The sequence below is a fragment of the Natronobacterium haloterrestre genome (genome assembly GCF_900112205.1).
In the GTDB taxonomy this organism is placed as follows: Archaea; Halobacteriota; Halobacteria; order Halobacteriales; family Natrialbaceae; genus Natronobacterium; species Natronobacterium haloterrestre.
Window position 1 is genome coordinate 474284 of sequence record NZ_FOKW01000001.1, and the last position, 16773, is coordinate 491056.

The 16773-nt window shown below is 56.6% G+C and carries 19 protein-coding genes; 6 read left to right on the forward strand and 13 right to left on the reverse strand.

Annotated features, from left to right (window positions below):
* Positions 1–220 precede the first annotated feature (220 nt).
* From BM113_RS02300 to BM113_RS21770, 9 genes are all read right to left on the reverse strand, one after another.
* Positions 221–928, reverse strand: coding sequence for a hypothetical protein (locus BM113_RS02300; protein ID WP_089784974.1), 708 nt, complete (start codon positions 926–928; stop codon positions 221–223).
* An 11-nt stretch (positions 929–939) separates the two neighbouring features.
* Entirely contained in the window at positions 940–1707 is a 768-nt protein-coding gene (locus tag BM113_RS02305; protein WP_089784976.1) for a hypothetical protein, read from the reverse strand.
* Between the two features lie 45 nt (positions 1708–1752).
* Positions 1753–2790, reverse strand: coding sequence for a hypothetical protein (locus BM113_RS02310; RefSeq protein WP_143095799.1), 1038 nt, complete (start codon positions 2788–2790; stop codon positions 1753–1755).
* A gap of 221 nt (positions 2791–3011) precedes the next feature.
* Positions 3012–4085, reverse strand: coding sequence for a hypothetical protein (locus BM113_RS21755; protein WP_143095800.1), 1074 nt, complete (start codon positions 4083–4085; stop codon positions 3012–3014).
* 177 nt (positions 4086–4262) lie between these two features.
* Entirely contained in the window at positions 4263–4457 is a 195-nt protein-coding gene (locus tag BM113_RS21760; protein ID WP_143095801.1) for a hypothetical protein, read from the reverse strand.
* A gap of 9 nt (positions 4458–4466) precedes the next feature.
* On the reverse strand, positions 4467–5144 hold the full coding sequence (locus BM113_RS02320; RefSeq protein WP_089784981.1) for a hypothetical protein: 678 nt from the start codon (positions 5142–5144) through the stop codon (positions 4467–4469).
* Between the two features lie 148 nt (positions 5145–5292).
* Positions 5293–5772 carry a hypothetical protein gene (locus tag BM113_RS02325; RefSeq protein ID WP_143095802.1) on the reverse strand — a complete coding sequence of 160 codons (480 nt, stop codon included), beginning with the start codon at positions 5770–5772 and terminating at the stop codon, positions 5293–5295.
* Complete coding sequence (locus tag BM113_RS22160; protein WP_177209077.1) at positions 5769–6125, reverse strand: hypothetical protein; 357 nt, start codon at positions 6123–6125, stop codon at positions 5769–5771. Before BM113_RS22160 ends, BM113_RS02325 begins: the two co-directional genes overlap by 4 nt.
* The gene (locus tag BM113_RS21770) at positions 6118–6375 is read right to left on the reverse strand and encodes a DUF2080 family transposase-associated protein (RefSeq protein WP_143095803.1); all 258 of its coding nucleotides are present in this window, start codon (positions 6373–6375) and stop codon (positions 6118–6120) included. Before BM113_RS21770 ends, BM113_RS22160 begins: the two co-directional genes overlap by 8 nt.
* 122 nt (positions 6376–6497) lie before the next feature.
* Between BM113_RS21770 and BM113_RS21775 the strand changes: the two genes are divergently transcribed.
* Positions 6498–7199, forward strand: a complete 702-nt coding sequence (locus BM113_RS21775) for a hypothetical protein (protein ID WP_143095804.1) — start codon at positions 6498–6500, stop codon at positions 7197–7199.
* Positions 7200–7335: 136 nt separating this feature from the next.
* Here BM113_RS21775 and BM113_RS02340 read toward each other — a convergent pair whose 3' ends face one another.
* Positions 7336–8376 (reverse strand): GNAT family N-acetyltransferase, encoded by a 1041-nt coding sequence (locus tag BM113_RS02340; protein WP_089784988.1) that lies wholly within the window; start codon positions 8374–8376, stop codon positions 7336–7338.
* Positions 8377–9188: 812 nt separating this feature from the next.
* The gene (locus BM113_RS02350) at positions 9189–9968 is read right to left on the reverse strand and encodes a hypothetical protein (protein ID WP_089784990.1); all 780 of its coding nucleotides are present in this window, start codon (positions 9966–9968) and stop codon (positions 9189–9191) included.
* A 94-nt stretch (positions 9969–10062) separates the two neighbouring features.
* Here BM113_RS02350 and BM113_RS02355 point away from each other — a divergent pair, with 94 nt between their 5' ends.
* On the forward strand, positions 10063–10233 hold the full coding sequence (locus tag BM113_RS02355) for a DUF1059 domain-containing protein (protein ID WP_089784991.1): 171 nt from the start codon (positions 10063–10065) through the stop codon (positions 10231–10233).
* 164 nt (positions 10234–10397) lie between these two features.
* Positions 10398–11024 carry an OsmC family protein gene (locus BM113_RS02360; RefSeq protein WP_089784993.1) on the forward strand — a complete coding sequence of 209 codons (627 nt, stop codon included), beginning with the start codon at positions 10398–10400 and terminating at the stop codon, positions 11022–11024.
* A 189-nt stretch (positions 11025–11213) separates the two neighbouring features.
* On the opposite strand, the gene BM113_RS02365 is transcribed toward BM113_RS02360, so the two are convergent.
* Together BM113_RS02365 and BM113_RS02370 are read right to left on the reverse strand one after the other, a co-directional pair.
* Positions 11214–12533, reverse strand: a complete 1320-nt coding sequence (locus tag BM113_RS02365) for a TIGR00341 family protein (protein WP_089784996.1) — start codon at positions 12531–12533, stop codon at positions 11214–11216.
* Positions 12534–12808: 275 nt separating this feature from the next.
* Positions 12809–13261: a DUF4385 family protein gene (locus tag BM113_RS02370; RefSeq protein WP_089784998.1), complete on the reverse strand. Its 453-nt coding sequence runs from the start codon at positions 13259–13261 to the stop codon at positions 12809–12811.
* Positions 13262–13547: 286 nt separating this feature from the next.
* On the opposite strand from BM113_RS02370, the gene BM113_RS02375 reads away from it, so the two are divergent.
* From BM113_RS02375 to BM113_RS02385, 3 genes are read left to right on the forward strand one after another with little or no spacing between them, the layout of a single operon-like run.
* A complete protein-coding gene (locus tag BM113_RS02375) occupies positions 13548–14927 on the forward strand; it encodes an extracellular solute-binding protein (RefSeq protein ID WP_089784999.1) in 1380 nt (459 codons plus the stop codon).
* Complete coding sequence (locus BM113_RS02380; RefSeq protein ID WP_089785001.1) at positions 14917–15882, forward strand: carbohydrate ABC transporter permease; 966 nt, start codon at positions 14917–14919, stop codon at positions 15880–15882. Before BM113_RS02375 ends, BM113_RS02380 begins: the two co-directional genes overlap by 11 nt.
* Positions 15883–16770, forward strand: coding sequence for a carbohydrate ABC transporter permease (locus BM113_RS02385; protein WP_089785002.1), 888 nt, complete (start codon positions 15883–15885; stop codon positions 16768–16770).
* Positions 16771–16773: the final 3 nt, after the last annotated feature.

A 16773-nucleotide genomic window follows, 5' to 3' on the forward strand; every position in this document is an offset into this window, starting at 1 on the left:
GACCCTATAATTATTGGCTTCTACGTTATCTGTATTTAACGTGTTACGGCCTGTTTCGAGCCATATGCGACCATAGGATGGGAATCTGACGTCAGTTCCGTTGGATCGTCGATGCATCATTGTCTGATTACTGGCTACTGATTACAACGCCGTATGCCACTTACTCACACGGCCAGCACAAAAATACTACCGGGTATGTAAGTGGAGTGTTTCTCTGATACTACGGTAACAGCCGGATAGTGACTAGTTCTCGTCCACTTTCGGCGTCAGAAAGAATCAGCAGATTTCCTCCTTGCTGCACGCCAGTCGTTTCCGTGAGTATGAGTTCGAATACGAACGAATCCCGGCCCGGTGGCGCCTTCCCTTCTATCGCTGTTTCGTCCTCTGACAGCTCAACGCCGCCGATCCCAGAATGACTCCACACCTCGACACCATCTGGTATCGTGAGATCAATGGCGATATCCTCTACATTTGAGCCAGTAGTGATCGGAAACTCCAGTACGTACAGACCGTTGTCCGGTGTAGCGATGTTTTCCTTCTCTTCATTGATCGCTGTCCGGCCAGATGAGGTACGAGCCCGGTAGCCGCATTTGAGAGAGAACGGGTATTTCCGGTGAAAGTATAGCATTGCAGGAGCAGTAAATATGCTGAGAAAGACCAGATTGACGAACAAACCGTTACCGGATCCCACAGTCAGTGCAACAACAGAAGTAAAGAAAGTAGTAAGCCACCACCAGCTTGTCTCTTTGTAATAGTGGACGAATTCTCTCAGTTCGTAATCTAACTCCTCCAAACTCGAGATTGGATCTACAACAGCAACGATCCCAACCGCGATCGCTACCAAGACAAGGTAGATAAAGACAAGTTCAAAAATTACGATAAGTTGCGAACCGAGAAGACTGTCTAGACATGCGCGGACAGAGGCCATATCTTCAAACCTCAGGAACTCAAGACATCCCGCTCAAAGAGTTGGATAACGTACTCTCGAGAGTCTTCAGTCTCAGCATCCAGTTTTAGTTCGCCACGCCGGTACCAGAAGTTCGCAGTCCATCCGTTGAACCAGTACGTCGCTTCCACCTCGTCGATTAGCGTGTTGTAGATATCGATATCGAGATCCTGAACCCCCTCTATTTCGGATGGAGAGTCTACCGATTCCAGTGCAGTCTCGATATTTTCGATACCACGGAGGTCGCTGAATTCTGGGTCTGAATGTAACGTTTCGACCGGATCATCATGATGGAGGAGGTGGATGAGTTTGCTTGCATCGTACGTGGTTTCCGGTCCGCGGAGTCGTAGAGTTTCAACGGAGTCAGCCGCTTCGATGAACCGCCAGAACGAATCCCGGGGCAGTGAAAGCGCCTCCTCTATCCGAGTGGTTGACGAAAGCTGTGTATTGAGCTCAGAAAAGACCTCATCCGAGTCAACAAGATCAGACGGCGTTTCTAGCAGGAACAGGCCAGAGGCAGCCCGGTACTGATACTCACCGGTCTGCGTGAACGAATCCCCGTTCCGACCTGAAATCTCAAATGCAAATGTACCAGTGAGCTGTAGCTGACCGTTGAATGGATATCTGTCGACCTCTGGGAACGCGGTGACCTGTTCGCGGTTGATCGACTGGATTGTGACGTTGGTCTCAGGCTGGTCACCAAGGTGCTCGGACCAGTATTTTTCAAGATCCTTGGCTTGACCCAGCCTGCTCGTGGACATGATGGTTATCCTCAGTAGGTAACGATCGTATCTTCTTGACCGTTGTTATGATGCGTCTTCTGCAGCCGCTGTTTTATAATTGTCATCTGGAGTTCCTTGGCGCTTGCGTTCGTACCGTGCTTTCACCTCCTCCGGATCGAATCGCGGACCCCAGCCTTCTTCCTCCGCATTATCCGCCATATCATCGAAGAACGACGGCGGCGGATACCGATCCTCTGGTTCAAGGTGTTCCCAGTCATCGAAGAGCGTGACCAGTTCTGAGAGGAGTCGCAGTGATACACCCATTCGTCGTAGGTCGCTCAATGTGCTCAATGGGCTGTCGCTGACTTTGACATGGACCTTTCCGCCGAACTCGATTTGAGCCTTCACCTGATGGTTCCCCATAATGAAGTTGCCCTGTATTTTGTCGATTTTCTTGCCGGAGAGGATAGGCGCGATCATGAGGACCGACCGCAGGATATTGTTCGAGTCTTTCACGTCGCCTGCACCCATGTTGTCTTTCGTTTCTGCAGATGTTGAGCCGCGGGTGATGTTGCGGACACGGAGATCGTCTGAGAGGCGTTCTTGTTCGTACTGCTTGTACAGGATCCAGAGGAAAAAATCGAAATCGAAGTTGACGGGCTCCATTTTCATATCGCCGGACAACGCTGCTATGAGATCGTCCTGTTTGCGTTGAAGCAGCTGTTTCCGCCCTTTGAATGCCATAACGTCGTTTACATAGTCCCAGTAGACGCGGACCTCGTCGTGATTGGGGAGGAAGTACATCTCCTCTTTTCCGTGTTCATCATACCCCCACTGCTCCATCCAGTCCTCGTCAACATACCGTAGTGAGTGTAGGCCTTGAGCGAAGTCCTCAGTTGCCTGGGTAAGTTCACCCATTTGCTGGAGTTTCTCGGATAGGTCCATCACCTCAAATCCGGAGTCAGGTTCGTTCGGGGAACCAGGCGAATATTTGTCGAAACTGTCCACGATCTCCTGTGGGGACATACTTCCCTCTCCGTGTACGGAGGTCTGGAACAATCCGTTAAACACTAACCACCCGGGATACTCATAATCATCCTCGATAGTAGTGACATTTGACATACCGGAAGAAGGGACAACTATATCATAAATTTTGGGTTGATGGGAACACATATTCAGAAAATAGTCTGCAGACCACCAAACTTGATGAGGGTACTGAGATAGACCTTCTGTGGCGTGATCTCCGGCCACTATGACGCTGCCGAATTGCAGTGTTACTCATCGGCTGGTGCGAACATGCTCTGTTCCACCCGATATAAACAGCAGATACGCCCCAAACCCTGTTAACTGCCTGAAATCCGTGCTTCCTCGAGATACATGCAATCCCCCGGATAGATAGGTCTGCCATCGTACTCGACCAGTAAGTTTTCCAAGTCATCAATCGCTTCCGCCGCCTCATCGAGCACCGCCGCAGCCTCCTCCGTGTGATAGTATGGATAGTCCTCTTCCAGTTGATCCACAACCTGTTGGACCAGATCAATCACGTCTTCCTTCACTGCGGATTGGTGTTCTCGCAGTGCCTCTCGGTTACCTGACTTGTGTACCACTGAATACGCTGCTCTACTGCTGTTCCCGCCAATATCGGCACGTATCCAGAGCCGTGGTTCATCTGGATGCAAGCCGGTAGTCCCTGCTTCCAATTGGGACTGTATACGTCCCCGAAGCTCGGCGAAGTCCTCGTATTTTCCACGTTCGTATGCCACGAGAAACTCGAACATCCACCGGCCAAAGTAGTCTGCTGGCTCGATCGTGAACATCGCTTCATCACGAACAATCCCCTCCTCAAATGATCGTACGAACTTGTCTCTCATTGAGACAAACCGGCCGTGTAACTGGTCTATCTCGTTCTTCTTTTTTCGGAGATTGGGAGCATGGTTCTGGAGTAGATCCTCTAGATAACGGTCACCCTGTAGATGGTGTGGGATGACCTGAAACGGTTCGTCATCGGGAAATGCCATACTGTACGATCCAGTAGGTGCGGTTTCAAACGAGGCGTCCTTAACTGCAGGAAGGTTCCGCTGCGGCTGATCAATTGGGTTACTTGCGGTTTTCTTATCTGGGTTTCCATGCCAGAGTCGTACTCGGTCCCGCAGGGTCTCTGTATGCTGCTGGCGTGCTTCCCGGTTCAGCTCTTGTGTGAGCAGATCTCGTTGTGACTCGAGAAGGAGTGTTTGCCGGAAATAGAGGATGACCAGTGCAACAGTGAGAAGCGCTGAAACCGTCAAATCAACCGCAGTCAACCCTGTCGACCCAAAGTATTGATACGCCGCTGCACTGATTCCGAGAACAACGACGGCCGCACCCAGCAAATAGAGAAAAATCCGGATCTGCGTATTCCACCTGCCGATATCCACCATGCTGCAGCGTAACTAGCAGAGGCTGAAAAGTCTACCTTCTATGACTTTATGTACTTCTCCTTCGAGTCGTACCGGCCACAGTACGTGATCGTGTTGCCGCGCTGCCGGACGCTCATCGGTGGCGTTGCGATCTCTTCCGGGATGTTCTCGCTTTCCTCGATTACAGCGGCGTAGGCCCTATTCAGCACTACCCCCGTTGCCAGCTCCCGATCTGAGTTCTTTGAGTATATCTATCATCGCATCAACCTCCTCCATAACCTTCCCTCTGTGATGTGGCGCGTTGATTTTAGATTCGTACTTGTGGGCCTCCCAAAGGGCCGTATTCAGCGAGGAATGTACGTCTAACAGTCTATCCACTAAGCGCTCATCCATTGTCCTCACCTATTCGCCATATGCTAAGGGAACAACCCGATCTTCCGCATTTGCCTGGAATACCGCGTGGGCGAAGCCCATGGGTGTTTCAGATCGGTTCCGGTTCCGGTCCTCTGACGGCGGCATCTTGTGAATCCGGTCGTCATATTCCTCTACTGCATCTGTGGGGGGCATCACGAAATCGTCTGATGTCCACAGGCAGGTTTTTTTGCTGTACGCCTCGTCCTGATCTGTGTATCCAGCGTACTGATACGGATGGAACGTGTAGTCCGGTTCCTGCCAGTATGTTGAAAGCGTGGAAACCGGGTTCTCAATCATCCATGGAGCATCGGCCCACTCGCAGGTTTTCCGGGCCTGTTCTACCAGCTCTATTGCGTCCGCCAGTCCGGTCAATCCCTTCTGTTTGAACCATCGTGCACCACTGACCGCGAGATTGGTGCATGGCGGGAATGCGAACACGATCTCGTATTCTGTCCGTGGCGGCAGATATGCACGGATGTCTGTCCCCACCGTTATTATTTCTCCTCCGCCTTCGACACTCTGTGTTTCTCGTCCGTCGTGCTGTGTGTCGACGCAGATGCACCGGTATCCGGCGTTGGCCCAAGGACGGACCATGTTTGTGCTGTGGTCGAACAGGCTTAGTACGGTTTTCCGCTTTATTTTAATCTTCTCACAGTCCCCGTCCATTCTTGGACGAGTTTTGCAGGTGTTTACTGATATTGTCAACGTGGCGTACTATGTTCATGGCTATTCACCAGCCTCCCGGGTATCCTCCTCTGTGTCGTCACACCAGCATACCCTGTCGTATCCGAGTTCCTTACACAGATTGCACTTCTCACTCATCGTTTTCACCATCGTTCGCTCCGAACTCTTCTAGCCGCTTCTTCGCCTGCTCTCCTTTTTGGACCTGAACCTTCAGATCAAGACGCTTGTGCCACTCCTGAACATCAACCGCATCGTCATCCGACAACTCATATGCGCGATGGTCGATGTAGAACCACTCATCCTCTTTGTGGTCAGCACAGACACGTACAGAGGCAAGGACTTCGTTCGCCAGTATCTTCCCGTACAGCTTGTAGTATTCCACGAGATCGTCATAGTCTTCGACCTCTTGGCCTTGCCGCCAGTTCCAGTACGCGAATAGATAGCCGGAGTCCGATTTCAGCGTCCGGTTCAGTTGTTCGGCCACAGCCACTCGTTCTTCTTCATCGCCGTAATCTACAGCGATCATCAAATTCTTCATCCGCTGATTGTCCTCCTGTTTCAGTTTGTCCTGTGGGTATCCGTACACCCACATCTGTGGCCCTTGACTCACTCGTTATCACCGTCTTTCTCAGCGAACTCTCTGTTGGCCTTGCGTAGTTTATCCTCGAACTGGCCGAGCAAAATACTGTCATCCTCTGCCGTCAGCACCCCGCACTTCTCTTTTCGTTCTTCCTTCAAACGATCCAGCAGGGCGCGAACCTCGTCTAAGACCTTGTCAGCCCACTCCCGATCATGGTCCTTCATCTCCTCCGATAATTCCGCGTACGGTATCCACAGAGACTCCCATCTCTTCAGGCGGTCATCACTTAGGTCTTCTTCCGCAGCAAGGTGTTGGCTCCATTCCATCCACTGCCGGTGTTCAAGCGCAGCTAGTCGTTCACGTAGCGTTTGTTCCTTACTCACCGTTACCACCTCTCTCGTGGCGATCGGGGAGCAGTTCTACGCGGAACTGCTTTCCGCGGAACCGCTTAGGCAGGAGGATGTGGGCGCTGTTGCCGCAGGCTTTGGCCCCCAGTGTTTCACGCCACTCCTCTGATTCGTCTACCAACTCAGCTCGGAATGGTTTGCCGTGGAACCGTTTCGGCACCCGGATGTGAGCGCTGTTCCCGCACGGGTCTGCATCCCGGGTTTCCACCCACTGCTCCGTCGCCATGAGTACATACTATGTAAGAACATTTAAATTTATGATGGCTGATTTTATGTATTCATCTAATACTGACATTCAGAAAATACCCCAACTAGACTTCAAGGAAAGGCCGGTGAAGATATGAATCGATGACGTGGAAAGTAATCATCCAAGGCGATCAGGAGGACTTACGCCTGTTGGAAAGGACATTTAACGACGATCCGAAGATCATTCACGATGAAGCGGAAAATCGATTTTATCTCAAATCGAGGGCCTTTGAGGATCTAACCACTGCATCAGAAGTATGGAGCCAAGCTCAAAACATAGTAAAAACACTCTGTGGTATTCTTGAACTAAACCATGGACTATTTGAAGATATCACGACAGGTGCCGTCTATGAAGTGGATAACGGAAAAAGCGTCACAATTAAAACAGATACTGTCCAGATGCATGGTGCGCCTGAGTTGCGGGAGGAACTAGGACTCCCAGAGCCAGACGTGTTTGATGAAGAGATACTGCTGGCACTGAAAAGCGATGATGACGCTGTACAAGAACTGTTGCTGTTGTGGGAACGCGGAGACAGCTGGGCAAATCTATATAAAATTCTCGAATTCATCGAAGAAGAACTAAGCGAGGACGTTGACGAAGCAGGATGGATCTCAAGCAGTAATCGGAAGAACTTCCGACGGACAGCTAACGACAAGAAAATCATCGGATTGGATGCGCGTCATGCCAGCACGGAGGGGCGGAGTTCCCCGACTCAACCGATGTCGCACTCTGACGCAAGATCACTGATTCACAGCGTCTCAATAAAATGGCTAGAGCAAAAGAGTAATGAGGGCGACAGTTAACTGCTTTCCACGTAAGGTGTAGACGAATTACACTCCTAATGCCGTTAACTGCTTCCGGCGAATGTTCCTCAACCTCCTTAGTTAATTCAGAGTATCTGATTCGAGGATCGACAGGAATGAGAAAGGGATTATGTCCCTATATAGTAACTGCAAATGACGGTAATCCTAAGGAACGGATCACACGAGTATCACTTGCAATCGGCATCTCCCTATCTGCCGTATCATAATAGCCAAGAGATTCAATAACCGTTCGACCGACCGAGTTAGGGTCGGCCACGTAAAAGTGGTCATCTGGCATATGATTCCACCAAATCTCTACAAGATTCGTTGCTATATTCTGCTCACGGTAGGTTGGTCGAACATAGACCTGCCGAAGCATCGCAATCTCCTCTTCGTCTGGTGACCGGTTCCAAGCTGCATACCCGGAGACTTGACTTTCACCAATGACAACCCCTGACATAACGTCTGATTCGTATCCAGTTATTGTCCTGCTTTCATCGTCCGCGTCCTGCCCAAGTACATACAGTGCAACATCTATCCAAGAAAAGTTACTTTCTTCAGGTGATACTAATCCTACTAAATTCCCATCCGTTTCCCAAACTAAAGAATCAGGAACCTTTTCTCTAAGCCAATTTATATTAAAGAAGTCTTCACGATCGGCCTTTTCACCATCAAATGTGACGGCATGAATGTGGTTACAAACCCTACAACTCTCAATCTTGGCTGGTATCTCATCTGAGGGTCTTTCGACCCGGGCATCATGGCTACATTTGATATTATCACAAAGATCCACTTCGTCTTCCCCAACCTCTGTGTATTCATCAGGAAGATCGGAATAATAGTTATCTCTGATCTCATCCTTCAAGCGATAATAAAGATCAAGTTCTGAATCAATATCTTCACCTACGAGGATAACACTAGTATCAATATAATTTTCTACATCATGAAACACATGATTGGATCGAGCAGTTTGTTCAATCATATTCCATCTATCATCAGATTTGTTATAGATTACAAGACGTGTCTTGCCCGAACTATACCAAAGAAACGCGATTACAGCAACTGGGCTTCCACTCATATCTGCAGTATATATGGGTAAGAAAGCTTCAGTAGCGTCATGTTTAGCTAAACTTATGAAGCTTGATACTTCTTTGGGAGAAGGAAGATCCAGTTCCATATTTCTCACATAGAATTTGACCGGTTAATAGCTACTGATAAATTAGTCCAACATCATTAGTTACTGTCGACTAACCTCTACCCCCATCCGGGTTCGTACCAAACTTTGTCCTTCCCGGCCATGACGTACAATCCGCTCCCAATCTCTTTTTGCACCCGGTTATCCAGTACGCCACATTCCACGACCTCCTGCAAAAATTAGCTTCCGCTGCTTGTGTCTATTCGGTGTCTATTCGCCACGATCACAGTGGACCGTCACATTCGTAGCGGCTCACCAGACCTATAGGTAAACACTACACTCATGTTAACTGATGTCAGATTCTGCTCTCGGAGTGCCGAGGCCATCGATTTCCGCGTACAGCACCCCGTTCTTCCAGGAATACCATCGCGCTCGAGTTCGAGCGGGGCGGCTACGGTCGGTCGGGGAACAGTGCGAGGTAGCTGATAATAACTCGGCTCTCGAGTCCGCCGCCAACGCACTCGAGAGCACCCCGATGGTCCGATGAACGCGCCCGTTCGGACGAGATCGACGAAGCCCACGGTCGGTTCCGCAAGACTCGGCCAGTTGGACATCAGGTTCGGGGGGAAGACGACGAGTTCGATGACGAGGATGATCACCCAGACGAGTGCGAACAACCCGCCCTCGCCAGAAGGAAGACGAGAAAGACCGTGACACAGCGGTTGCACGGTCGACCTCTCTATGTCCTGGCGGATCGGAACGGACTCGAGTGACGAATCGTGCTACTGGTGTGATTCACAGGTCGGGGTAACGTCCTCGCGATCAGCCGGTCTCGAGAAACGCGATCGGATGGGTTACATGAAGCGCGACCAGACCGAGTTTCGCTCGACGTCGCGCAGAAGCGAGCGCATCTCCTCGAGATTGACCTCGACCTCGTCGGAAGCGGGCGACTCGGCTCGCACCTCCGATCGCCGGTCACTCCGCCGATCCGTCTCGAGGTAGGGCTCTAGCTCGAGGTCGTCGACCGTCTCCGGGGCGGAGATCGACGCGATAAGTCGCAGGATCGACCTGTTCACCTCTTTCATCGCTCGCCGCATCTCCCGGAGATCCGCCAGGCGTCGCCTGGTCTCCGCGGGGAGGTCGTCTTCGGAGACTGTCGCGCCTGGTTCGACGTCGAGGTCGGAGGGGTCGATGACGATGTGGACGTTCCCGACGTCGTCGAAGTGAATCCGCTCCCGGTGCTGGCGCAGCCGGTTGATCCGGTCGATCGCATCGTACAACTCGAAAAGCGAACGGCGGATTTCGGGGGAGAGCCGGAGGAACATTCCAGTATGTTTCAACTGATCGAACGCGGAGGTCGAGAGGGAACTCGGAAAGGAGACGACGTACCGGATCTCCATTCTGGTTCCGGGCGGGACCTCGATCGGCAGGTCCACCTGCTGGCGCTGTAAGTCGCCGGTGAGGAGTTCGGCGAGGGCCTGGACCCGTTCGGCGTTTTGCTCGAGTTCCGTCTGCATCGCCCGGAGTGACTGGATCTCCTGCCACTGGTTTCGCAGGTAGAACGTGAGGAAGACGGCGAACAGCGCGGTGATGCCTCCGGCGAGAATCGAGAGCAGGGCACCCGTCTCTACCATGTCCTAGACAATCGGGGCCGACGCACAAATGCTTGCGACCGAGACTGATGGCTCGTAGAGGCAAGTACATGGCGGTCGAGGTACACTCTAGCATATGGTCACGGAACGATATCGCTTCGAGTGTCGTGACGTCGCAGATTGCGACGTGGTCGTCTACAGTGAGTTCGAAGAGTCCATCTACGAGGCCGCACGCTCTCACCTGCAAAACGTACACGGGCGGGACGTCTCCGACGAAGAAATCGCGCCGTACATAGAGGAACTCTGAAAGAGGGCAGTCGCTCGCCGACCCGGGAATCTCCGTTTTTTGGCCACAAAACTGAGTGAGCGACCACTAATATAACCCATAGGGACAAATACTGGGATTGTATTTCGAATACGCAATACGTATTTAATACTGTGTGTGGCCTATTATCATTCGAGGGAGTGACAATGACTACAGACGAAATGCACCACGCCGTAGCGACGCGAAACGGGGAGATCGAACACGGTCTCGACGCTGGCGAATATCTCGAGTTCATCGACTGGCTCGAGGCCAATCCGGAGGAGGGAACGGTCGAGTTCCGGGCCTCCGGCGTCACCGAGGAGGTCGCCAACCGGACGACCGCGACCATCGGCGACTGGGTGCTCGGGGGCGAGGAGATGGGGGAAGACCGCGAACACGTCTTCGAACTCGGCCTTCCGCCGGAACTCGAGGAGGCCATGGCGTACGTCGAGCCGACCGACAGGTACGAAGCCATCGAGGTCGCGCTCGCGGGACTCACTGCCTGTATCAACGGGACGATTGTCTACAACGCGATCCGCGAGGGCATCGACGTCGAGGAGGTCACGACGACCGTTCGCGCGCCCGTGGACCTCCGAGTACTGTTCGGAATCCACGACGCCGAGAGGGCCCACGACATGTTCGGCGAACTCGAGATGGACGTGAAAGTGACCGGCGACCTGACTGCGGAGGAACGATCGATGGTCCGTGGGTTCCCGGCGCGTTCGCCCGTCTTCAACCTCGTGACCCTCGAACACCCGATCAGGCCGAACACCGAGATTCAGTCGACGGCCTGATCCACTCGGCTACGTACTTTTTGTACCCGAACCGACGGTTTAGTTCGGATTCAGCGAACGATCTCCGTGATCGCCGTCGCTGTAAAGGCAATAGCTCTTTCATCCACTCGCCTTCGTGTTGACGGTAGTCGGGCGATCAAAACGGGCCGAAAACGGCTCGACACGCGAAAACGGGTAATTCTGACACCGTTAGTGGTCCTGTTCGGAGTAGCGAACGACGACGTCCGCCCGCTCGGAGTCGACGAGCGGACCGGTCGGGAGATGGAGTGCCGACGCTGCGCGAACGCTCTCTCGCTGCTGAAGCGCGTCGGCGATCGCCGGTGGATCGGTCCCGACCGGATGGCTGACGGTCACCACGACACGATCGGGTTGCCGGAAGGGAACCGGATCGGTGTACTCGACCCTCACGTCGACGAGTTCGAGTCCCTCGTACTCGGCCGACTCGAGAACGGACGCGACGTCCTCGTTGACCCGTTCTTCGTACGCTCCAGTTCGGTAGGTGTCGTACGATACGGCACCGAGAAAGCTCGAGAGCAGGAGTATCGCGACGACGAGCGCGACGGTTCGTCTCCTGGTGGCGACGCGGGCCTCGTCCTCGCCGAACCAGTTCTCCGGGCGATAGCCCTTGTACCAGAGGACGGCGAGGCTGGTGACGTTGATCGCGAGGATGTTGACGAGGACGAGGACGCCCGCAGCGAGGGCCATCTCCGGGTTGGCCCAGGCGATTCCGATACCGACGACGCCCAGCGGCGGAACGAGGGCCGCCGCGATCATCACGCCGACGAGCGCGGCGGAGGTGCCCGCGGTGAGGGTCCACGCCCCCGCGACGCCGGCACCGATCGCGATGACGAGCGAGAGGAGATCGGGACGGATGCGGCCTTCGATCTCCGAGATCGCGAGGAGATCGATCATCGGCGGGACGAGGCCGGTCGTTCGAACGACGATCGCGAAGACGGCAGCGGTGATAGCACCGACGCCGAGGCCGATCGCTTGGAGTTTGATCCCCCGACGGAACAGCGGGTGATCGTTGATGACCGTCCCGACGCTCGCGCCGAGGGCGGGGCCGATCAGCGGAGCGATCACCATCGAGCCGACGACGACCGCCGGGGAATCGAGCAGGAGGCCGGCGGTCGCGACGACGACGCTCATGATCGTCATGACGAGGTACGTGCTGAATCGGGGCGTGAGGTCCTTCGCTCGGGCCTGCATCTCCTCGCGGGAGATGCGGGGCGTGTTCTGGGCGTAGCGCTGCTCGAGGTCGTCGAACTGTTCGGAGATGACGGTCTCCGCATCGACGATCACCGTGTACGAGTCCTCGTCGATCCCCGTGTCTCGAATCGCGTCGAGGACGGACTCGACCGCGGGCGTCGGGAGGGGAAAGGTGATGATCACCGACGGCTCTTCGCGGCCCTCCTCCTCGATGAGCGTGTAGTCGATGTTCTCGTCCTCGAGTACCGCCTCCACGGCGTCACGCTTTTCCCTGGGGATCAGAATTTCCACGAGCCGCATAGCGTCGTATCCACGATCGTGCGGAAAAACGTTCGTTCCGTACCGTGGTACCGCGGTACCGCGGTACCGTGGTCCGCTACCGGCGAGGAGCGGCCCACTCGAGCGGCTCCGGAGCCGAAATCGGCTCCGAAGTCGGGAGGATCCGGAGATAGGTCGTCTACGACTCGAGGCTCTCCGACGGAACCGAGAAGCCACGCGGCCGTCCGCTGGAACAGGGTGGGAGAGACGCGGTGGTGATCGTTTCGCCGACGGCGTGACGGCGGATCGCTACGCAACTATTCGCGGTTCTGCCACTCCCGTTTCCGTCGCTGGTACGTCTCGTCTTCTTTCACCCGGTCGAGGTACTCGCGGTACACCTGTGCTATCTCGAACTTTTCCTCGTCGTACCACTGCTGGGGCTCGCGCTCGACGCGATTGCCGTCCTCGTCCACCTCGTATTTCTGCCCTCCCGGGTACTTGGCGTACCTGAGCGAACGAGTCCATCCCATCTGCAAGTACTTCCGTGCGAGATCCATCCCGGGAAACTCGTCCGCCCGCTTGTACTCCTCGAACTTTCTGTAAACGTCCGCGGCGGCCTCCTCGGCCCCCTCGAGGTTCTCGATCGACCAGAGCGGCAACAGTTCGTCCTTGTACGGCTGTATCTTGAAGACGCCCTGCTCGCCGCGCCCGATCTCGTACTCCTCGGGGGACTCACGGAAGTCGACGTCGTATTCGGGATCGTCGCTCACCGGTGATCACTCGAATCGGCTCCTACGGCCTCGGACCACATCGGTCTTACTCGGACCCCCGTCCCGCAGCACCGGGTGGGCCGTCCCGTCTCGTACTGAAGCGGGCAATCGCCGCGCGGCCACCGGAGTACGGTACAGTTCGCGAGTACGGCACAGCGGCGGCCAGTAGGATGGGCTGTCCCGTCCGACACCGAACGCCTGGACGGCAGTAAAAGCGGGGAACGGCGGGACGGCACGGCCCCTTACCCCCATGATTTTTTGTAAAAATAGAGCATAGGTAGTGGCTATGCCCACCGACGTTTCAAACGACGAACACCATGGTCGGTCGAGACGGACCGTCCTGCTCGCGACCGGTGCGATAGGGACGGCGGCCCTTGCCGGCTGTGCCGGCGGCGGGGGTGACGACGACGAGCGGCCGGTCACTCACGGGCGGGTGGGGACCGGGGACGTCGAGTTCGACCACTGGACGAGCGCGTTCTACAGCCCCGACGAGGACGAGAGTCTCCAGCCCGAAGCCGCGTCGGCGATGCGGGCCCGCTTCGAGGAGTGGGCCGAAGAGAACCCGGAGTACCGGGCGAACCTGGTCTACCAGGCCGACCTCGACCAGTGGGAGTCCCAACTCGTCACCCGGGCCAGCAACGGGGAGGCACCGGCGTCGTCGACCCTCGACTCCGTCTGGGTGCCCGACAACAGGGAGTACCTGCAGCCGCTGAACGACTACGTCGACGACATCGACGACTTCTTTCCGTTCGTGCGAGAGACCGCGATGGAGGGAGACGACCTCCTCGCCGCCTGGTTCTACACGGGGCTCCGATGTCTCTACTACCGGACCGACCTGGTCGAGGAGTACGGCGACGGCGACCCGCCGCGGACCTGGGACGACCTGCTCGAGGTCGGCGGGGCGATCGCCGACGGGGAGGGGGTAGCCGGGTTCACGATCCAGATGAGCGCGCTTGACACGTTGCCCTTCTTCTGGGGACAGGGCGGCGAACTGGTCGACGACGACGGCATGCCGGTGCTCGGGGACGAGGACAACTACGACGCGCTCCTGTCGACGTTCGAGTTCTTCGCGGACCTCGTCGAAGCGGGCGTGACCCCACAGCGCGTCGGGACGCTCGACGATCCCGCACAGGTCGGCGAGGAGGCGGCGAACGGCCAGTCCGCGATGTTCATCGGCAGCAACTCGCGCTACCAGATCAGCATCGAGCCCAACGACGACGACCCCGAGCGGTGGGACGTCGCGGAGATCCCGATGCGCGAGGCCGACCAGTTCGCGACCGGCGTCGGCGGCTGGACGGAGGGGGTGTACGCCGAGGACGGCGACGTCGCCGAGGCCGCCAAGTCGTTCGCCGCCAAGGCGGTCGAACCGGAGACGATGGGCCGGTACTGCGAGGCAGGCTCCCAGCTTCCGACCCGTGAGTCGGTGTTCGACGACGACGAGATCTACAGCAGCGACACGTTCAGGTTCCAGGACCAGTTCCGCGAGTTCCTGCGGAACGGCGTCGCCCGTCCGAGCGCCCCCATATACTCCGAGGCCATCGCGGAGGAGTGGGTAACGGCGAAAGAGCGGGTGTTCACACAGCAGTCGTCGCCCGAGGAAGCGGTCGGGACGATGCTCGACAACATCGCCGACTCGTACGACGGCGACGTCGAATATGACGACTGAGCCACCGGCAGCCGAACGCTCGCTCTGGGCGCGTCTCCGCCGGACCGTCGGCGACGGGACGGTCGCCGACTTCGTCGACAGAGGCGTCTCGCATCCGCTTTTCTGGCTGCTACCGGCCCTCCTGTTCATCGGCGTCTTCCAGCTGTATCCGATGGTCGAGGTCTTCCGGATGAGCCTCACCGACACGAGTCTCATAAGCTCCCAGGAGTCGTACGTGTGGCTGGAGAACTACCGTCGGCTGCTCGGCAGCGAGCGGTTCTACTCGACGCTCAGGGTGACCGCGATCTATTCGGTCGGGAGCATCGTCCTCCAACTCGGCCTGGGGCTCGGCCTGGCACTGGCCATCGATTACGGCGTCAGGCGCGGCCTCCGCGGCCCGCTTTTGACCCGTGTCGTGGTGCTCAGCGCCTGGGTCGTCCCGGGTATCATCATCGGGCTCGTCTGGCGGATCATGCTGCTCGAGACCGACGTCGGGGTCGTCAACAACGCGCTCGGCCGGTTGGGGTTCGAGGTCGTGCCGTTCCTCTCCGACGCGGGGATGGCGGTGGTCTCGGTCATCGCCGCCGGGGCCTGGCGCGGGACCGCGTTCTCGATGATCATGTTCTATGCCGGCCTGAAGCGGGTGCCGGAGGACCTGTACCGGGCCGCGAAGGTCGACGGGGCGGGACCGGTCGCACGGTTCCGCTACGTCACGCTGCCGCAACTCAAGCCGGTCGTGTTCGTCGTTACGATTCTCGTGACGATCTACTCGTTGAACTCCTTCGACCTCATCTTCGCGCTGACCAACGGCGGCCCCGGGCGGGCGACGGAAGTCATCGCGCTGGCGATGTACAAATCGGCGTTCGAGAGTTACCAGATGGGGATGGCCGCGGCGACGGCGGTGGTCCTGCTTGTGGTGACGCTGACCGTCACGGCCGTCTACTTCCGCGTATTCGACATCAGCGAGGAGATCTAGATGGGGGGAAACACCGACACTACGGTCGGGAGGCTTCGGTCGGGGGTTTCCTGGTCGCGTCTCCGCCGGTACTGCTACGACGGGATCACCTACCTGGTGTACGCCCTGGCGATCGGTTTCTTCCTGTTTCCGGTCCTGTGGGTGCTCTCGCTCAGCCTCCGGACCGAGGGCGCTGTGTACACCTCGCTGGAACTGATCCCAGCCGAGCCGTCGCTGGATTCGTACCGGGAAGTACTCGACAGCGGCATCCTCCGCTGGCTGTGGAACACGCTGTTCGTGACCGTTCTCACGGTCGCCGGCATCATCGTCGTGACGACGCCGGCGGCGTACGCGTTCTCGCGGTTCGAGTTCCGCGGTCGGCGCTCGCTACTGCTGGCCGTCCTCGGCTTTCAGATGATCTCGCCGATCGTGATCGTGCTCCCGCTGTACGACATCATGCGAACGCTGGGGCTGACCGAGAGCCACGCGGGGCTCGTGTTGCTGTACATCGGGCTCCAGATCCCGTTCTCGCTGTGGCTGCTGAAAGGCTACTTCGATACGATCCCGACGGAACTGGACAAGGCGGCCCGAATCGACGGCTGCAACCGGCTCCAGACGCTCCGGTACGTGCTGTTGCGGCCGGTCATGCCCGGCATCGCCGTGGTCGCGATCTTCAATTTCGTGCTGACGTGGTCGGAGTTCGTGATGGCGTACACGATGCTCAGCCCCGGCGGAGAGGACCTCTATACCCTCTCGATGGGGATCTACGTGTTCGACAACCAGTTGGCCACCCAGTGGACCAACGTCGCCGCCGCGGCCGTCGTCGGCATCGTCCCGATCATCGCGTTCTTCGTCGCGTTGCAGCGGTACTTCGTTCGCGGACTCACCGAGGGGGCGGTCAAAGGATAACCC

Bases quoted from the DNA above. Each gene is read 5' to 3' on its own strand.
- BM113_RS02350 (WP_089784990.1), bottom strand. From the start codon at position 9,968: ATGGTAGAGACGGGTGCCCTGCTCTCGATTCTCGCCGGAGGCATCACC.
- BM113_RS02310 (WP_143095799.1), bottom strand. From the start codon at position 2,790: ATGTCAAATGTCACTACTATCGAGGATGATTATGAGTATCCCGGGTGG.
- BM113_RS02320 (WP_089784981.1), bottom strand. From the start codon at position 5,144: ATGGACGGGGACTGTGAGAAGATTAAAATAAAGCGGAAAACCGTACTA.
- BM113_RS02380 (WP_089785001.1), top strand. From the start codon at position 14,917: ATGACGACTGAGCCACCGGCAGCCGAACGCTCGCTCTGGGCGCGTCTC.
- BM113_RS02365 (WP_089784996.1), bottom strand. From the start codon at position 12,533: ATGCGGCTCGTGGAAATTCTGATCCCCAGGGAAAAGCGTGACGCCGTG.
- BM113_RS21760 (WP_143095801.1), bottom strand. From the start codon at position 4,457: ATGGATGAGCGCTTAGTGGATAGACTGTTAGACGTACATTCCTCGCTG.
- BM113_RS02385 (WP_089785002.1), top strand. From the start codon at position 15,883: ATGGGGGGAAACACCGACACTACGGTCGGGAGGCTTCGGTCGGGGGTT.
- BM113_RS02355 (WP_089784991.1), top strand. From the start codon at position 10,063: ATGGTCACGGAACGATATCGCTTCGAGTGTCGTGACGTCGCAGATTGC.
- BM113_RS02340 (WP_089784988.1), bottom strand. From the start codon at position 8,376: ATGGAACTGGATCTTCCTTCTCCCAAAGAAGTATCAAGCTTCATAAGT.
- BM113_RS02375 (WP_089784999.1), top strand. From the start codon at position 13,548: ATGCCCACCGACGTTTCAAACGACGAACACCATGGTCGGTCGAGACGG.
- BM113_RS21770 (WP_143095803.1), bottom strand. From the start codon at position 6,375: ATGGCGACGGAGCAGTGGGTGGAAACCCGGGATGCAGACCCGTGCGGG.
- BM113_RS02360 (WP_089784993.1), top strand. From the start codon at position 10,398: ATGACTACAGACGAAATGCACCACGCCGTAGCGACGCGAAACGGGGAG.
- BM113_RS02300 (WP_089784974.1), bottom strand. From the start codon at position 928: ATGGCCTCTGTCCGCGCATGTCTAGACAGTCTTCTCGGTTCGCAACTT.
- BM113_RS02305 (WP_089784976.1), bottom strand. From the start codon at position 1,707: ATGTCCACGAGCAGGCTGGGTCAAGCCAAGGATCTTGAAAAATACTGG.
- BM113_RS21775 (WP_143095804.1), top strand. From the start codon at position 6,498: ATGACGTGGAAAGTAATCATCCAAGGCGATCAGGAGGACTTACGCCTG.
- BM113_RS21755 (WP_143095800.1), bottom strand. From the start codon at position 4,085: ATGGTGGATATCGGCAGGTGGAATACGCAGATCCGGATTTTTCTCTAT.